Source organism: Sphingomonas daechungensis (assembly GCF_039543105.1).
Taxonomy (GTDB): Bacteria; Pseudomonadota; Alphaproteobacteria; order Sphingomonadales; family Sphingomonadaceae; genus Sphingomicrobium; species Sphingomicrobium daechungense.
The window spans coordinates 436,677-449,504 of sequence record NZ_BAABJC010000001.1; the positions used below are offsets into that span (position 1 = coordinate 436,677).

Below are 12,828 nucleotides of genomic sequence, written 5' to 3' on the forward strand. Positions count from 1 at the left end.
GCTCTTGGCAAAGCGATCCCGCCGCCCGATACGCCCGCCGCAATGGACTCGACCCTTCCCCTGCCCCGCGCGACCGACAGGCCGGCCAGGCGTCCGCTCGCCATTTCCAACTGGCTGATGGCCGTCGCCGCGATGGTCTTCCTGATGGTCGTCGTCGGCGGGATCACGCGCCTGACTGAAAGCGGCCTGTCGATCACCGAATGGAAGCCAGTCACGGGAGCGATCCCACCACTGACGCAGTCAGAATGGCAGCACGCGTTCGAACTCTACCAGCGGACACCCGAGTATCTGGAGATCAACTGCCCCGCCGGAATGACTCTGGCCCAGTTCAAGTTCATCTTCTTCTGGGAATGGCTGCACCGCCTGATCGGCCGGCTGATTGGCGTCGTGTTCGCCGTGCCCTTGGTATGGTTCGCCGCGAAGCGGGCCATCCCGCAGGGTTATGGCTGGAAGCTGGTCGGCCTGCTCGTCCTCGGCGGGCTCCAGGGCGTGCTCGGCTGGTATATGGTCATGTCGGGACTGGTGGATCGGACCGACGTGAGCCACTTCCGGCTCTCCGCTCACCTCTTGCTGGCGCTGACCATCATGGCCGCCTGCGTGTGGGTTGCACTGGACTTGAGACAGCTGGCGAAGACCGGCGCAAGCCGACCCGCCCGCTTGAACGGCTCCTCGGTGATCGTGCTCGCCGCACTCTTCATTCAGCTTCTGTTCGGGGCGTGGGTCGCGGGCCTGAATGCCGGACAGGTCGCCAATGACTGGCCGACAATGCAGGGCCGCCTTTATCCGGATGGCGTGGATTGGAGCCGGGGTGCACTTCACGCCTTCACGAATGATCCTTTCCTGATCCACTTCATCCACCGCTGGTGGGCATGGGTAGTCGTGGTCTTGCTCATTATTTTCGCCCGCCACATCCGCCAGCTCGAGGGCGGTCGGGCCGCTTCGATTGCCATCCATTCTGCGTTCGGAACACAGGTTCTCCTCGGCATTTTTACGGTCCTCAGCGGGGTCGCGATCTGGCTGGCCGCCTTGCATCAGGCGGTCGGAGCAGGCCTGGTGATCGCGACGGTCTGGGGAGCGCACGTCCTTGGACGAAAGACGGCATGAGCGTCGTCTCCGTCTACGCGATCTTCGCGACTGCCGAGGAAGCCGAGCGCATCGGCCGAACCGTGGTCGAGGAAAGGCTAGCCGCCTGCATCAACATCCTTGGGACCTGCCGGTCGATCTATCGCTGGCAGGGCGAGGTTGAGACAGCCGAGGAAGTGCCGGCGATCCTCAAGACCACTGGCGAAGCGGCAGACGCGTTGATTTCGCGCATCGCCGGCCTGCACAGTTACGACGTGCCGTGCATCGCTGTCTGGCCGATCGAAAAATTGCTGCTCAGCTATGCCGAGTGGGCCGAACAAAGCGTCGGCCCACTCGGGAACGCCTAGACCGCCGAGACCGGCTGCTCGACGCCTGTCGGGTGAGCGATCCGTGCTCGTCCAGCCGAGATCGCGAAGAAGCACAGGATCGCGTAGCAGATCGCGGGCACGATGAGGGCGGTGACGTAGTCGCTGTTCTGCGACACCAGTCCAACAAGCGGCGGGATGGCAGCGCCGCCGATGATCGAGAAGCACAGGAAGCCGGATGTTGCCTCCTCCGAAGCCGTCGAACGCTCCAGCGTGATCGTGAAGATCACCGGGAACATGATCGAGTTGAACAAGCCAATCGAGAGCGCAACATAGCCCGCGTTCACCCCGCCGACCGCGAAGACGTACAGGCACATCAGGCATGCTATGCCGGTGAACGCCGCGAGCAGCTTCGGCGCCGCGACCCTGGTCAGCAAGGCGGATCCGACCAGCCGACCGACCATCGCCCCGCCCCAATAGAGACTGACGAACTTGGCGGCGCTTTCCAGAGGAATGCCCCAGACGCGATCGCTGTTGAGGAAGAACGCCATTTGCGTTCCGATTGCGACCTCGGCTCCGACGTAGAGGAAGATCGCGAGGCCGCCGAACAGTGCCCAGGGCGAGGACGTCGCATCTCGGAACGTCGCCAATATCCCCCGACGAGCGGTCTCGTCGGACGGTGCCGGCGCCGAAGCGCTAATCACCCGACGGCCCAACCAGATCACGATTCCGACCAGGACGATCAGCCCGGCAATCCAGAAGAAAGCGCGGTCGATGCCGGCGAGCGATTGGGCTCGCACCTCGTCCGAGATCGCGGTTCCGTGCTTCACCTCGACGCCCTTCAGGAAGAGCGCAGCCCCGAGGTACGGTCCGATAAACGTGCCGAGGCTGTTGAACGTCTGACTGAAGGTGAGCCGGAAATGGCTTCGCTCAGGCGCCCCCAACGCGGCTGCCAGTGGGTTTGCGGCAACCTGCAAAATCGTAATCCCGCTCGCGAGGACGAAGAGGCCCAGCAGCACAAGCTCGTAAACGGCGATGTTCGCGGCGGCGAGCATGATCAGGCAGCCCGCGACCATCAGCGCCAAAGCGATGAGCACCGTTCCGACGGCCTTGCGCCGAGAAAGGAGAACTGCGGCCGGAATGCTCATCACGCCATAAGCGATAAAGAATGCCGACGCGCTAAGCTGCGCTTCGACATCGCTAAGCTGGAAAATGCCCTTCACGGCCGCGACTAGCGGATCGACCAGCGATGTAATGAAGCCCCATGCAAAGAACAGGCAGGTGACGATCGCATAGGCGCTGGTCACTGTTGCCGAACGGCCGTCCGATTGCGCCAAGCTCACTCTCCCCAGAATAATGGCGGCGTCTTGGTGGCAGGGATGCCCCTACGTCACAAGCCGGAAAACGGCTTACCGCGCCGAGGCTGCATCCATCGCCAGGGCGATTGAGCCCATCGGCCCCGCCTGGGTCCCGAGTTCCGGAGCGACGACATAGTCCGTCCGAGGCAATGCAAGGTAACCGTTGAAGCTCTCGATCAACATGGTCTGGATCCGGGCGAGCAGATGAGGCTGCCGCTCGATGACGCCGCCACCGATCGCGATCCGCATCGGGCACGCCGCGCAGACAAGCGTATGGCAAAGCTGCGCGAGGGCCGACGCGACGCTTTCCCAAACCGGATCATCCTCGAGAACGCTGTCGATTGCGCGGCCCTGCAAGCGCGCCTTCAAAGCGGTTCCAGACGCAAGGCCCTCGACGCAGTCCCCGTGGAAGCTGCACGAACCCGGCCAGGTGTCGCCGGGAAGTCGCGCCGGGCGGATGTGACCAAGCTCGCTATGCGCGAACCCCCGCATCGGCCGGCCGTTGGCAACAAGGCCGACCCCGACGCCGGTGCCGACCGTAATGTAGGCGAAATCATGGAAACCGCGCCCCGAACCCCACCGCATTTCGGCAAGCGCGGCTCCATTGACATCAGTATCGAACGCAACCGACGTTCCCGCAGCGCGGGCAAGGCGCCCAGCAACATCGACTTGCGACCAGCCAGGCTTCGTCGTCGTGGTGATAAACCCGAACGTCGGCGAGCCCGTCCGCAGATCGACCGGTCCGAAACTGTTGATCCCAAGGGCCGCAACGCCGTCGCGCGCCCATTCGGACAGGATCTCTGCAATGGCCCCCAAAGTCTCCTCGGGCGTCGCCGTTGGAACGGTCTCCTGCCGCAGGATCCGCTCCGGCGAAACAGCAAGAGTGCACACACATTTGGTGCCGCCCAGTTCCACTCCCGCGAACGGCAACTCCCCCAAGGTGCTCTCCCCAATCGCTTTCGCCGCCCCGGCCAGCAGGCTACACTGCTACAGGTAAGCGCGGCAATCAGGAGCTGTTTTTGAACGAAGACCATCGCCAGTTGATCGAGACGGTAGGCGCGTCCCCGCTTGCGATGGTGGTCAGCAACCCGCGACTGCCCGACAATCCCATCGAGGTCGCCAATTCCGCTTTTTGCCAGCTGACCGGCTACGACGAAAATGAAGTGGTCGGCCGGAACTGCCGCTTCCTTGCCGGAGAAAACACCGAAGACTGGGTCACCGACGAAATCCGCGACGCGCTTCGCGGGCGCCGGCCGGTCCTGGTCGACATCCTCAACTATCGTCGGGACGGCACGCCATTCCGCAACGGAGTGATGATCACGCCCTTGTTCGACCCCGAGGGCGGACTAGCCTGGTTCCTCGGCTCTCAAGTCGATCTTGGGCCGCCCTCGGATGACCGCCTGTCGGGTCGCCGTCAGCGCGCGGTAGCCCTGATCGCAGGTCTCCCTGCGCGGCAGAAGGAGGTTCTCCAGGGCATGGCGCGCGGCCTGCTCAACAAGCAGATCGCCTGGGAGCTGAAGATCAGCGAGAAGACGGTGAAGATGCACCGCGCCCTGCTGCTCGAGCGGCTCGGTGTCACCAGTTCCGCGGAAGCGATCAGGCTCGCGGTGGAAGCGGGTTTCTAATCTAGCGCCTTGCTGATCTTTGACAGCGGCGCTGCCAAGGCCTGCTCGACCGCGCCGAACGCGCTCAGGGCCAAGGCGCCGGCGATCACTGCAATCCCCGCAAACTCCATCGTCCGTCCGACGAGCCGGCTTTGATCGTGCCGCGCCTGGGGCACTCGTAACGCCCGGCGCCGCTCGATCGGACGCCCCGCCCTCTCCGGAGCAGCAGTCGAATGACCGTTGAGCAGCGCCCGCAGGAAGATCGGATCCTGCGACCGAAGCCCCACGCGGTGCCCCTTCGCCCATGCCACCCGGGCGACGATCGACTGCGTCCCGCGGCAGATCTCGACGTAGGTCCCTCGCTGCGGCCGCTCAGCCGACTGGATGCCGAGCCCATGAAGCGAGGCGTTGAGGATGCAGACGTCGTGCCACGACGCGCCGCTGCGCATCCTGGCCTTGACCATCACCTTCTGCCGGTCCTCACGAGGCTTCACTGCCGCCGCCCTCAATCGCGCCGCTCCGATCGAGCGGCCCCACGCGGCAAGAATGTTAAGTCCCGGCAGGGCAGCGGCTGCTTAAGCATTCCTGCAATCCGGAGCGGGTTGCTTGGCTTCCGGTATTATTTTACCCGCCGTCAAACAGCCGGATTTGCTTGACGAATTCGCCCTCCGCTGCCATTGGCCCCTCCGACAGCGGCGCCAATTGGGTGCCGCTTTCCCGTTTTTGAAAGAGGCAAACGCCATGAAGGCGCTGATGAAGACGACCAAGTCGGCCAAGCCGGCTGAGGTCGAAAAGAAGTGGCACCTGATCGATGCAGACGGGCTGGTTGTCGGCCGTGTCGCGACGATTATCGCCAATATCCTGCGCGGCAAGCACAAGCCGAGCTACACCCCGCACGTCGATTGCGGCGACCATGTCGTCGTCATCAATGCAGACAAGGTCCGTTTCACCGGTCGCAAGCTGCAGCAAAAGGTGTACTACAAGCACACCGGTTACGCGGGCGGCATCAAGGGCGTTACTGCTGGCAAGGTCCTCGAGGGCCGTTTCCCCGAGCGCGTTCTCGAGAAGGCGGTTGAGCGCATGATCCCGCGTGGCCCGCTCGGCCGCGACCAGATGCGCGCGCTGCACCTCTACAATGGCACCGAGCACCCGCACGGCGGCCAGAACCCCGAAACTCTCGACGTCGCGTCGATGAACCGCAAGAACAAGGTGGGCGCATAATGTCCGACACTCGCCAGTCCCTTTCCGACCTCGCTGAGCTGACCGGCCAGCAGGCCGCGCAGCCGGCTCCGGTCGCTGCAGACGCTGCTCCGGCTCAGGCCGAGGCCGCTGAAGCCGCTCCGCCGCCGCCTCCGGTCCAGGCCGAGACGCCGCTTCGCGAGCAGCAGCTCGACAAGTATGGCCGCGCCTACGCGACCGGCCGCCGCAAGGACGCCATTGCGCGCGTCTGGCTGAAGCCAGGCTCGGGCAGGATCGAAGTGAACGGCCGCGACCAGGAGACCTACTTCGCGCGACCGTCGCTCCGCCTCGTCATCAACCAGCCGTTCGACATCACGGATCGCACCGGTCAGTACGACATCGTCGCCACCGTCAAGGGCGGCGGGCTGTCGGGCCAGGCTGGCGCCGTGAAGCATGGCATCGCCCAGGCGCTCAGCCGCTTCGAACCGGCGCTCCGCACGACGGTCAAGCAGGCAGGCTTCCTGACCCGCGACCCGCGCGTCGTCGAGCGCAAGAAGTACGGCCGCGCAAAGGCACGCCGCAGCTTCCAGTTCTCGAAGCGCTAAACGCTTTACCGAACGTCACGCGAAGGGCGGTCCGGAGCTTCCGGGCCGCCCTTTTCGATTCTAAGGCAACAGCATGCCGAAAGCCTTCACCCGGGCGGTGAGCCCGAAACTATCCGACTGCGAGCTCACCCATCTCGATCGCGTGCCGATCGACGCGGCCAGGGCAAAAGCTCAGCATTCCGCCTACGAGCAGGCGCTGTCGGACGCGGGATACGAGGTCATTCGCCTCCCCGATCTCCCGGAGCACCCCGATGGCGTCTTCGTGGAGGACACGGCTCTCCTCCTCGACGGCCGCGCGATTATCCTCAACCCGGGCGTCGCCTCTCGCGCCGCGGAGACCTCATCCACCGCAAGCGGCCTCGCGGACCACTTCCCGCTGCACCGCCTGCCTGCGGGGCACGTCGATGGCGGCGACGTTCTTCGCATCGGGACCACGCTATACGTCGGCCTCTCCACGCGGACAGATGCCGAGGGGATCGGGGCTCTACGAAGGTTGGCCGGGACATTCGGCTTCAATGTCGTGACGGCCGAGTTGGCCGAGTGCCTCCACCTGAAGACGGGCGCAACGCTTGCCGGGGCGGATGACCAGGGGACTCCCCTCCTGCTTCACAATCCGAAGGCCGTAGACGCCGCTCAGTTTGCGGGCGTTCGTCCTGTGGCCGTGGATCCCGAAGAGCCGGCTGCCGGCAATTGCGTGCGACTATTCGACCGCATCATCCTGCCCGCGGGCAATCCGAAAGCCGCGGAGAAACTTCGCAGACTGGGCCTGCATGTAGTCGAGGTCGATGTATCGGAGCTTCAGAAGGCCGAAGCCGGCGTCACCTGCATGAGCCTGATCGCGGACTAGTCGCGAGACGCGTCTTGCCAGTCCGCGCGATCAGGCGCGCATCAGCGCGATAAGGAAGCAGATTGCGATCGTCATGCCCGGCGCTCCATGAAGAACGTGCCGGCAACCAATCTCAAACTTGTTTCGCAGTTGCAACAATGAATTTTGTGCACTTGCGAACGCGCCGGCGTTAACCACGCCGGCTGGAATATCGTAGATTGCCGCCGTTATTCCCGGGTCTGCATGAGCTTCTGAAGTGCCTCCGACCGCTGGATGAGCGCAGTGATTTCGCGAGCCTCGAGCTCCGTCTCAAAGCTGACTCCGATCACCTCGCCGCTGCGCCACCGGACGATCGCCACGCGGCCGAGTGTTCCGCAGTCCAATGTCACGGCCGTCCCGGTTGCAAGCGAGAGCGGGCTGATCAACTTTGCACCCCCCGCAGACAGGTCGAGCAGCTGAACCGAATGTCGCTCATCTTGGACCTGAAGAAAGGCAGGCAGTGCCACCGGGACCCGCGGATAGGCCCGCCGGTCCGCGAAGGGATCACCGTCATGAGCAGTGGGTGCCGAGCTTGCCATCACATTTGCCAATCGCGACGGCTTAGCACTTCGGTGCTGCCGAGAAGTAAACGGCGGTGTCTGATTCGAGTGGGGCTGGTTGCTTGCGAAAGGCCCATCAGCGGGACAGGCGATTCCTGGCTTCCGCGTCGTCCAGCGGCAGACCAATCCTTTTGTGCCGGCTCGCCTCGCCGCTCACTATGCGGACGTCGCCGCGCGGGAGGCGGAGCGCCTTGGCAAGCATGGCGATAACAGCAGCGTTCGCCGCTCCGTCTGCGGGCGGCTCCGCGACGCGGACTTCCAGCTCCTCGCGACCGTCGGCACCCGGTCGCCATCCGCCGATGCCCGGCCGGGCGGAGCGCGTCGTCACGCGGATGGCGATTTGACTCTTCATCGGCTTCGCAGTCGATAAGGACCGCAAATGGCAAACGACAAGCATCCGGACACGAAAGTCGTCCAAGGCGGCCGGCGCAAGGAATGGCTGCGCAACATGGTCAACGTGCCAGTCTCGCGCACCTCGACCGTCCTCTTCGACAATATGGAAGCCTCGCGGGAGGCGTATCCTCCCGTCAACGGACGGCTGAGCTACGGGCGCAATGGTACCTGGACGCAATGGTCGTTGGCGGAGGCGCTGACCGAGCTGGAGCCCGGCGCGGAAGGGACGATGCTGTTTCCGTCCGGGTCGGCGGCGGTATCCATCGCGCTGACCAGCGTTCTCGCGCCAGGGGACGAGCTCTTGATGGTCGACAGCACCTATGGACCGACACGGCATTTCTGCGACCGCGAGCTCAAGCGGCTGAACGTCAGCACCGTCTATTACGATCCTTTGTCGTCGCCCGCCGAGATCGAAGCGTTGATCGGCGAGAAGACGCGCGCGGTCTTCATGGAAAGCCCGGGATCGTTGACGTTCGAAGTGCAGGACGTTCCCGGCATTTGCGCGATGGCGAAGGCGCGTGGGCTGTCGACCCTGCTCGACAATACCTGGGCCACGTCCTTCTTCTTCACCGCGATCGACAAGGGCGTCGATTTGTCGGTGGTCGCCTGCACCAAATATATCTCCGGCCACTCCGACGTGATGATGGGCGCCGTGACTGCGGCGACCTCGCACATGACCAGGTTGACGCGAACCAGCCGAAGCTTCGGGCAATATGTCAGCCCCGACGACGCCTATCTCGTTGCGAGGGGTTTGCGCACGCTCGGCGCCCGCCTCCGCCAGCATGAGCTGGGCGCGGTCAAGGTCGCCCACTGGCTGAAGGACCAGCCGCAGGTCGCACGGGTCATCCACCCCGCCTTCGCCGATTGCCCCGGGCATGCGTTCTGGAAGCGGGATTTCACAGGATCGACCGGCCTCTTCTCGGTTGCCCTCAAGGGCGGCTCCGCCGCCGATCTCGATCGCCTGATCGACAGCCTGGAGCTGTTCGGGATCGGCTACAGCTGGGGCGGGTTCGAAAGCCTCGCAATGTCGGCGGATACCGACAACCTGCGCACTGCGGCTCTGCGCGATTACGGTGGCCCCCTACTCCGACTGCACATCGGCCTCGAGGATCCCGACGACCTGATCGCTGACCTTTCCGCTGCCCTCGCGGATTATCCGGCGGCGTAAACCGGCACGATCATTTCGGCGGCCCCGCTGGCTCGCTTCGTCAGCGGTTTAGTCCATCGCCATTGCGGGCTTCTCGCCCTTCCCCTGCTGGCCCTTCTTCATCAGCAGCAGCAGCGGAAGCACGGCGAAGGTGACCAGCATCATCAGCTTGAAATCGTCGAGATAGGCAATGAACACCGCCTGTCGCGTCGCTTCCGCGTTGATCATCGCAATGGCCGTCGACCCGCCCGGCGCGATGGTCTGAAGCAAGGTTGGATCGGCGGTCGGGATCGTCTGCTCGGTGATGGTGCTCGCGATGTCTGCGTGCGCGACCTGCGTCATCCGCACGAGCTGAGCGCTGACGACGGCGATGCCGATCGATCCGCCGATGTTTCGCGACAGGTTCAGCAAGGCGGCCGCCGTCGTTCGCATCATCGGCGCAAGTGTCTCGAACGCCAAACTTTGGAGCGGCACGAAGATGAGGCCAAGGCCGAGGCCCTGGACGATCCCGCTCATGATCACCGGCCGCGACGGCTGGTCGAGCGCAAAGCCGGTCATCATCCAGAGCGAAATGCCCATTAGCGCAACGCCGATGCCGACCAGGATTCGGGAGTCGATCTTCCCGGTCAGCCGTCCGGCGAGAAGCATGGAGATCAGGGTGCCGACACCGCGAGGTGCGGTGAGAAAGCCCGACTGCAGCACCGAATATCCGTACAGGTTCTGGAGCAATGGCGGCAGCAAGGCGAGGCCGGCGAGCAAGAGAACGCCAGTGACCGCCATGAACAACAACGCCGTCGCGAAATTTCGATCCTTGAACAGGGCCCTGTCGAATAGCGGTTCGCGGGCGGTGATCATGTGCACCACGAACATCCACGACGCGGCGATCGCGAAGCCGAGCTCGATGCGAATTTCCCAGCTCGACAGCCAGTCTTCCTGCTGGCCGCGGTCGAGGAACAGCTGAAGGGCGCCAAGAGCGATCGCGAGCAGGGCGAAGCCGAACATGTCGAACTTGCGCTGAAGCGTGTCCGTCTTCGGCATGTAGCGCAGCATGATCAGGGCGCAGATCACGCCGACCGGCAGGTTGACCAGGAAGACCCACCGCCAGTTGTAATTGTCAGTCAGCCAGCCGCCGAGGACCGGGCCGAGGATCGGGCCAATCATCACGCCGCCCCCGAACAGCGCCATCGCCTGTCCATGCTTCTCGCGCGGGTTGATGTCGAACAGGGTGGCCTGGGCGAGCGGGACGATGAATGCACCGCTGACACCTTGAAGTGCGCGGAAGATCACCATCTCGGACAGCGAAACTGCGGAGGCGCACAGAACCGACGCGATGGTGAATCCGACCACGCTGATCAGGAGCAGGCGCTTGCGTCCTACCTTGTCGGCGAGCCAGCCGCTGATCGGCAGCGCAATCGCCGACGCGACGATGTAGCTCGTCAGGACCCAGTTGATCTGGTCCTGCGTCGCACTGAGATCTGCCGCCATGTGCGGCAGCGCCACGTTGGCGATCGTCGTGTCCAGCACCTGCAGGAGGACGGCCATCATCACCCCGACGGTGACGATGATCCGTTCGCCTGCAGGAAGCGGGTGCGCAGCGAGATGTGCCGGAGTGTCGGCCAAGAACCGCGACCTACTTGTCGAAGTAGACGGTGACGTCCGAGGACAGGCCGGCAATCATTGGCTTCGAGGGTGACCCGTCGAAGGCGATTCGGACCGGAACGCGCTGAGTGACCTTGACCCAGTTGCCGTTGGCGTTCTGCGCCGGGATGATCGCGAACTCGCTACCCGTGCCGGCGCCAATGCTCTGGACGTGTGCCTTGAATTCCTGCCCCGGATAAGCGTCGATCTCGATTTTCGCGCGCTGGCCCGGGAGCATCTTGCCGACGTCCTTTTCCTTGAAATTGGCCTCGACCCACGCGTTCTGGTTGTGAACGAGAGAGATCATGCCCACCCCCTGCACGGCCATCTGACCGACTTGGAGGCGGTCGGCATTGGCGATGGTGCCGTCCATCGGCGCACGGATCTCCGTGCGGGAAAGGTCGAGCTTCGCCTTGTCGACGGCCGCCTGGGCCTGCGCGATCGAAGGCTGCTCACCCGGAGCGAGCGCCGCATGTGCATTCGCTGCCCGCGCCCTGGCGTCCGCCAGAGCGGTTTCCGCAGTGCGGACCTCGTTGAGCGCATCCTCATAGTCGGCGCGCGTCGTGAAGCCGCGCTTCAGCAGCGCCGACTGACGCGACAAAGCATTCTGCTTGATCTGAAGATTGGCCGCCGCGCCAGTGATGTCGGCGCCGGTGCCGGAAGCCTGGGTGCGCAGCTGCGTGGTCTGCAGCCGGGCTGCCGCGAGCTGGCCTTCCGCCTGCTCAAGCGCGACGCGGAAGGGCTCCGGATCGATACGGAAAAGGATCTGGCCGCGCTTCACGACGTCGCCGTTCTTCACATTCACGGCAATCACGGGCCCGTTCACTTGCGAACTGACGGAGACGATATCCTGCTTCACCGCGGCATTGTCCGTGGAAACGCTGTCGCCGCTTTCGAGCCAGTAGTAGCCGCCGCCAAGCAACAACAAAGCGGGCACGATGAGAAGCAGGAAGGGCCGCAGCCAGCGCCTCCTGCTCGGCCGGGGCTCGTCGATGACTTCGGCCGCGGCGGCCGTGGTCGCCTCATCCACCTCGGTGGGGGTTCCGCTGATCTTTTCCTGCTTCATCTCGTTCATGCCTCGGCTGCTTTCCGGCCGCGCTGGATCACTGAAACATTTTCCCTGACGCGAGCGAGAATGGCGCTCACGCGCTCAAGCTCACTCGGTTCGATCCCGTCGAACGCTTCTTCGACCAGTTCGTGTCCGATGCCTCGAAGGCGGGCGACGAGCGGCTTTGCCCGCTCGGTGACTTGAAGCCGCCAAACGCGACGGTCGGCGGGGTCCGGCGTTCGCTCGACATGGCCAGCCTCTTCAAGCCGGTCGACGATGCGTGACAGCGTGATCGGCTCGACGTCCAGCATGTCGGCGAGCTCGACCTGGCGGAGGCCCGGCATCCGCGTCAGGCGAAGCAATACCTTCCATTGCGCGCGGGTTACGCCAAGCGCCGACGCTCGCCGGTCGAACGACTTGCGAAGCGCGTGCGCGGTCTCGGCAATTTGAAACGGCAAGTCTTCCATAGCCCTACATATAATAAGCCTGCTTATTAGTTCAACGCCAAACTAAGTGTAGCGTTCCCGACACAATCGAGATTCTCGTTATGCTTCAAAGGGGGGGCAGCGGCACAATCGGCCGTGCCCGGCGTTTATTGACTTGGATTAATTCCGGAGCCCGACCCGTGGCTGATGAGCGCATCGTTGCTGTTGGATTGCTGACCCAGCGGGAAGTCGATCTGTTAGGAAAGAGCTTTTCGCGACTTTGGCCCGTCGACGACACGCCATGCTTCGCCGATCTGATCGAGGCGATCGACAGGGCCGATGAGGAATTGAAAATGGCGCACCAGCTCCAACCGGTGCAACGCCTGGATCAGTAAACGCGACGCTGCGCCGAAATCAGCATTCGAAGCAACATCGCGACCGGTCGAGGAACGCCGACCTTTCCTTCAAGCCAGAGGCTCACGGCCGAGCGGGAAACACCAATCGCGTTGGCGAGATCGTTTTGCGTACGATAGCCCAGGGTCCGCATGGCGCTCCGAAGTTCTTCGGGCGACATGGACGCCAGCATTTCCTTGTTCGACGCGTCACTGGTCATCGGGA

At 63.9% G+C, this 12,828-nt stretch carries 17 protein-coding genes; 8 read left to right on the forward strand and 9 right to left on the reverse strand.

All coding sequences use genetic code 11. The features are described 5' to 3' along the window. Positions 1-42: 42 nt before the first annotated feature. Both ABD928_RS02165 and cutA read left to right on the forward strand, forming a co-directional pair. Positions 43-1,104 (forward strand): COX15/CtaA family protein, encoded by a 1,062-nt coding sequence (locus tag ABD928_RS02165; protein ID WP_345165627.1) that lies wholly within the window; start codon positions 43-45, stop codon positions 1,102-1,104. Continuing rightward, positions 1,101-1,430, forward strand: coding sequence for a divalent-cation tolerance protein CutA (gene cutA / locus ABD928_RS02170; RefSeq protein WP_187714259.1), 330 nt, complete (start codon positions 1,101-1,103; stop codon positions 1,428-1,430). Before ABD928_RS02165 ends, cutA begins: the two co-directional genes overlap by 4 nt. On the opposite strand, the gene ABD928_RS02175 is transcribed toward cutA, so the two are convergent. Beyond that, positions 1,427-2,725 carry a sugar MFS transporter gene (locus tag ABD928_RS02175; RefSeq protein WP_345165632.1) on the reverse strand — a complete coding sequence of 433 codons (1,299 nt, stop codon included), beginning with the start codon at positions 2,723-2,725 and terminating at the stop codon, positions 1,427-1,429. The genes cutA and ABD928_RS02175 overlap by 4 nt on opposite strands. A gap of 72 nt (positions 2,726-2,797) precedes the next feature. Further along, positions 2,798-3,685 (reverse strand): ROK family protein, encoded by an 888-nt coding sequence (locus ABD928_RS02180; protein ID WP_187714260.1) that lies wholly within the window; start codon positions 3,683-3,685, stop codon positions 2,798-2,800. 80 nt (positions 3,686-3,765) lie between these two features. Between ABD928_RS02180 and ABD928_RS02185 the strand changes: the two genes are divergently transcribed. After that, positions 3,766-4,371 carry a LuxR C-terminal-related transcriptional regulator gene (locus ABD928_RS02185; RefSeq protein WP_317617516.1) on the forward strand — a complete coding sequence of 202 codons (606 nt, stop codon included), beginning with the start codon at positions 3,766-3,768 and terminating at the stop codon, positions 4,369-4,371. Here the strand turns inward: ABD928_RS02185 and ABD928_RS02190 are convergent. Beyond that, on the reverse strand, positions 4,368-4,859 hold the full coding sequence (locus ABD928_RS02190; protein WP_345165639.1) for a hypothetical protein: 492 nt from the start codon (positions 4,857-4,859) through the stop codon (positions 4,368-4,370). The genes ABD928_RS02185 and ABD928_RS02190 overlap by 4 nt on opposite strands. Positions 4,860-5,091: 232 nt before the next feature. On the opposite strand from ABD928_RS02190, the gene rplM reads away from it, so the two are divergent. The 3 genes from rplM (at position 5,092) to ABD928_RS02205 (ending at position 6,981) form a co-directional block, all read left to right on the forward strand. Further along, the gene (rplM, locus tag ABD928_RS02195; protein ID WP_187714262.1) at positions 5,092-5,571 is read left to right on the forward strand and encodes a 50S ribosomal protein L13; all 480 of its coding nucleotides are present in this window, start codon (positions 5,092-5,094) and stop codon (positions 5,569-5,571) included. Continuing rightward, positions 5,571-6,134, forward strand: a complete 564-nt coding sequence (gene rpsI / locus ABD928_RS02200; protein ID WP_187714263.1) for a 30S ribosomal protein S9 — start codon at positions 5,571-5,573, stop codon at positions 6,132-6,134. The genes rplM and rpsI overlap by 1 nt, the downstream gene beginning before the upstream one ends. Before the next feature lie 73 nt (positions 6,135-6,207). Further along, positions 6,208-6,981, forward strand: a complete 774-nt coding sequence (locus ABD928_RS02205; protein ID WP_187714264.1) for a dimethylarginine dimethylaminohydrolase family protein — start codon at positions 6,208-6,210, stop codon at positions 6,979-6,981. A gap of 206 nt (positions 6,982-7,187) precedes the next feature. Here ABD928_RS02205 and ABD928_RS02210 read toward each other — a convergent pair whose 3' ends face one another. Beyond that, entirely contained in the window at positions 7,188-7,538 is a 351-nt protein-coding gene (locus ABD928_RS02210) for a PilZ domain-containing protein (protein ID WP_187714265.1), read from the reverse strand. 97 nt (positions 7,539-7,635) lie between these two features. Then, complete coding sequence (locus tag ABD928_RS02215; RefSeq protein ID WP_187714266.1) at positions 7,636-7,911, reverse strand: DUF167 domain-containing protein; 276 nt, start codon at positions 7,909-7,911, stop codon at positions 7,636-7,638. Between the two features lie 27 nt (positions 7,912-7,938). Between ABD928_RS02215 and metC the strand changes: the two genes are divergently transcribed. Further along, on the forward strand, positions 7,939-9,120 hold the full coding sequence (gene metC / locus ABD928_RS02220; RefSeq protein ID WP_187714267.1) for a cystathionine beta-lyase: 1,182 nt from the start codon (positions 7,939-7,941) through the stop codon (positions 9,118-9,120). Positions 9,121-9,168: 48 nt separating this feature from the next. On the opposite strand, the gene ABD928_RS02225 is transcribed toward metC, so the two are convergent. Genes ABD928_RS02225 through ABD928_RS02235 form a run of 3 tightly spaced genes read right to left on the reverse strand, consistent with a single transcriptional unit; the run spans position 9,169 to position 12,252 of the window. Continuing rightward, on the reverse strand, positions 9,169-10,719 hold the full coding sequence (locus ABD928_RS02225) for a DHA2 family efflux MFS transporter permease subunit (protein WP_345165648.1): 1,551 nt from the start codon (positions 10,717-10,719) through the stop codon (positions 9,169-9,171). 10 nt (positions 10,720-10,729) lie between these two features. Then, on the reverse strand, positions 10,730-11,812 hold the full coding sequence (locus ABD928_RS02230; protein ID WP_345165651.1) for an HlyD family secretion protein: 1,083 nt from the start codon (positions 11,810-11,812) through the stop codon (positions 10,730-10,732). After that, on the reverse strand, positions 11,809-12,252 hold the full coding sequence (locus ABD928_RS02235; RefSeq protein ID WP_187714269.1) for a MarR family winged helix-turn-helix transcriptional regulator: 444 nt from the start codon (positions 12,250-12,252) through the stop codon (positions 11,809-11,811). The genes ABD928_RS02230 and ABD928_RS02235 overlap by 4 nt, the downstream gene beginning before the upstream one ends. 158 nt (positions 12,253-12,410) lie before the next feature. Between ABD928_RS02235 and ABD928_RS02240 the strand changes: the two genes are divergently transcribed. Then, positions 12,411-12,605 carry a hypothetical protein gene (locus ABD928_RS02240; RefSeq protein ID WP_187714270.1) on the forward strand — a complete coding sequence of 65 codons (195 nt, stop codon included), beginning with the start codon at positions 12,411-12,413 and terminating at the stop codon, positions 12,603-12,605. Here the strand turns inward: ABD928_RS02240 and ABD928_RS02245 are convergent. Further along, the gene (locus tag ABD928_RS02245; RefSeq protein ID WP_223276223.1) at positions 12,599-12,823 is read right to left on the reverse strand and encodes a helix-turn-helix domain-containing protein; all 225 of its coding nucleotides are present in this window, start codon (positions 12,821-12,823) and stop codon (positions 12,599-12,601) included. The two genes, ABD928_RS02240 and ABD928_RS02245, sit on opposite strands and share 7 nt — an antisense overlap. Positions 12,824-12,828: the final 5 nt, after the last annotated feature.